A 3,552-nucleotide genomic window follows, 5' to 3' on the forward strand; every position below is an offset into this window, starting at 1 on the left:
GAGCCATGATAGATCTATGGGCAAGTAAAAATCCACGCGATCCATTTACACCCACTCCAAGGTTGAAGTTTTGACCTTGTACAACCAAAGTACAAAAGCAGAGAATGAATGAAATGTAAATCTTTTTCTTCATGGGTATTATCTACAAAAATAAGAAGCTCCTTCTTTTAAGAATTAGTTTATTTGTATTAATTAAAAAAAAGACAAATGGATAAGCGATTAGAGGCCTTTGAACGATTATTAAATATCATGGACGATTTACGAGAAAAATGTCCATGGGATAGGAAACAAACTCTTGAATCTCTTAGACACTTAACCATTGAAGAAACTTATGAATTGGCAGATGCTATACTAGCCAAAGACATGGATGAACTCAAAGGCGAAATCGGTGATATTATGTTACACATGGTTTTTTACAGTAAAATTGCCAGTGAACAAAAAGCCTTTGACATAACAGACGTGTTACATGCTATCTGTGATAAATTAGTGCACAGACATCCTCACATTTACGGTGATACGGTTGCCGATTCAGAAGAAGAAGTAAAAGCCAACTGGGAAAAATTAAAACTTAAGGAAGGCAAAACATCGGTTTTGGAAGGAGTCCCAGCATCTTTACCTGCTTTGGTTAAGGCAAGTAGAATTCAAGAAAAAGTAAAAGGAGTTGGTTTTGATTGGGATAACAAAGATCAAGTTTGGGATAAGGTAAACGAAGAATTGCAAGAGTTTAAAGATGAAGTGGATGCTCAATCTGATCGTGCAGAAGAAGAATTCGGAGACCTTCTCTTTTCATTGATTAACTATGCCCGATTCATGGGAATTAACCCTGAAAATGCGCTTTCTAAAACCAACAATAAGTTTGTTCAAAGATTTCAAAAGATGGAAATCCTAATGAAGGAGGAAAATGCCAATTTTAACGATATGAACTTGGAAGAAATGGATATTTACTGGGAAAAAGCAAAGCAAATCTTAAAGTCCTAATTTCCATAACACCAACCGTAAAGTCAATAGCTCCTACAATTGACAATTTTACTGTTAAAAAAACTAAATATATTCAGTATCTATGTGCCTCCACGCTAAAATGGACATGAAACCAAAATTATGAAATTAAAAAACGTATTTCTTTCCTTACTTTCTCTGCTCGTTTTGAGCACTTTTAGTTTTGCACAAGACAACACGGTTCGAGGCTTTATTTTCGATGATGAAACACAAGAACCTATTGCTTATGCCAAAGTAATATTAAAATCAAAAGGAGCTAACCCAACTACACAAGGGGCAAACTCAGATTTAGATGGATTTTTCTCGTTGGCTCAAATAGACAAAGGGTTTTACTATATCAGCGTAAGAGCTTCTGGATACATTGAAATAAAAGATAGCATTGAATTAAAAGACGTTAAGAGTATTCAAAGCTTAAGGTTTGACCTTAAAAAGCCTGAAGATGTTAAAGAAATTGAAGGAGTTGAAATTTCAGCGTCTGATAAATCTAAAACAACGGAAGTTGAAATCTCTATGGTAAAACTTGACCAAAAAGGTTTGGAAAGATTACCAAGTTTTGGGGCAGAAAATGATATCGTTTCAGCCATTAGCGTAACTCCAGGTGTTGTTACTACTGGTGATCAAGGAGGACAAATCTATGTGCGTGGTGGTACTCCAATTCAAAACAAAATATTACTGGATGGGATGACCATTTACAATCCTTTCCACTCCATTGGATTCTTTTCTGTATTTGAAACAGAATTAGTAAAAAGTGCCGATGTATACACCGGAGGTTTCGATGCACAATACGGAGGAAGGATTTCTTCTGTAATGGATATTTCATATAGAGATGGAAACTTAAATAAATTGGGCGGTAAATTTTCTATTTCTCCATTTATGGCCAAAGCTGTGATGGAAGGTCCGCTTTCAAAATCTAAAGATTCAAATTCACACGCGGGGTCAACGTTTATTTTCTCTGCGAAAAAATCATTACTTGATTACTCTTCAAGGTCAGCTTATCCTTATGTGAACGATGGTACCGGGCTTCCTTTCGACTTTACAGATTTATACGGAAAAGTAACTTTTAAAGGAGACATGGGATCAAAGGTTTCCTTCTTTGGTTTCAACAATAACGATAGGGTAAACTACGCTAATGTGGCTGATTTAAATTGGACAAGTTCTGGTGGAGGTATGAATTTCTTACTCGTTCCCAGTTCCTCTCCTATTTATATCAAAGGACACTTAAATGGATCTGGATATAAAATCTTTTTCCAAGAAGACAATAATTCAGCACCAAGAGAAAGTTCTATCAATGGATTTGATTTAGGGTTTGACTTCACTTATTTCTTGAAAAATCAATCTGAAATTAATTACGGAATCAATTTAGGAAGCTTCAATACAGACTTTACAACCTTCAACTCCGCTAAAACAAAAATTCAGATCAAAGACAACAATACAGAATTTGCCGGATACCTTAACTATAGATTGATTACGGGAAGATGGGTTATTCAACCAGGAATTCGTTTACAATACTATGCGTCATTATCTGAAATGATGCCTGAACCAAGGTTAGCTGCAAAATTCAACGCGACTGAAGATTTAAGATTTAAAGTTTCTGGGGGTCGATACACGCAAAACTTCACCTCGGCTTCTTCTGATAGAGATATCGTAAACTTGTTCTACGGTTTCTTAAGTGCACCGAACAGTGTACCTTCCACGTTTACTTACCCGAACGGAAAAGTTAGAGATATAGATAATGGTTTACAAGTTGCGTGGCACGCGATAGGAGGATTTGAATACGACTTCACCAAACACCTTTCTATGAACGTAGAAGGTTATTATAAATACTTCCCATTACTTGCAAATATCAATAACAACAAACTTTATGAAGATGTATCTCAATTTGCTGACATTGCAGACGAGTACAAGAAAGACTTCCTCATTGAATCTGGATATGCTTATGGTGTAGATGTATTGTTGAAGTATTCTAAAAACAGGCTTTTCTTGTGGGGGGTATACTCATATGGTAAAACAAGAAGATGGGATGGTTTTGAATACTATACTCCACTCTTTGATAGACGTCACAACATTAACTTAGTAGGTACTTATGCTTTTGGTAAAAAGAAAAACATTGAATTAAGTGTACGTTGGAACTTAGGGACAGGACTTCCGTTTACTCCTACTACGGGTTACTTCCAAGGAGAAGACTTCAGCGATGGATTGAATACAAATGTAAACACCTCTAATGTGAATGAGTTAAGTTTACTTACTGGAACAATTAACTCCGCAAGACTTCCTACTTACCACAGGTTCGACATCACTTTGAAACAAAACTACGAGTTGAAAAATAAAAACAAATTAGAAATCATTGTAGGTGTAACGAACGTATACAATAGAGAAAACATTTTCTACGTAAACAGAATTACCAACGAAAAAATTTACCAGTTACCCATTCTACCAAGTGTAGGTGTTAACTACAAGTTTTAGGAGAGTAAACATTCTTTTATAAGATACTATTAAGGCATCCCAATTGGGATGCCTTAATAGTATCTTATAAAAGAATGTTTACTCTCCTAAAAC

At 35.4% G+C, this 3,552-nt stretch carries 2 protein-coding genes; both read left to right on the forward strand.

The window, feature by feature from the left end; translation table 11 throughout:
- Positions 1–207 precede the first annotated feature (207 nt).
- Positions 208–978 carry a nucleoside triphosphate pyrophosphohydrolase gene (gene mazG / locus AC22ZQ_RS13335; RefSeq protein WP_318959259.1) on the forward strand — a complete coding sequence of 257 codons (771 nt, stop codon included), beginning with the start codon at positions 208–210 and terminating at the stop codon, positions 976–978.
- A gap of 120 nt (positions 979–1,098) precedes the next feature.
- On the forward strand, positions 1,099–3,459 hold the full coding sequence (locus tag AC22ZQ_RS13340; protein WP_318959260.1) for a TonB-dependent receptor: 2,361 nt from the start codon (positions 1,099–1,101) through the stop codon (positions 3,457–3,459).
- Positions 3,460–3,552 lie beyond the last annotated feature (93 nt).

The sequence above is a fragment of the Lishizhenia sp. genome (assembly GCF_057456495.1).

Coding starts and splice junctions, on each gene's coding strand:
- mazG (WP_318959259.1), top strand. CDS start 208: ATGGATAAGCGATTAGAGGCCTTTGAACGATTATTAAATATCATGGAC.
- AC22ZQ_RS13340 (WP_318959260.1), top strand. CDS start 1,099: ATGAAATTAAAAAACGTATTTCTTTCCTTACTTTCTCTGCTCGTTTTG.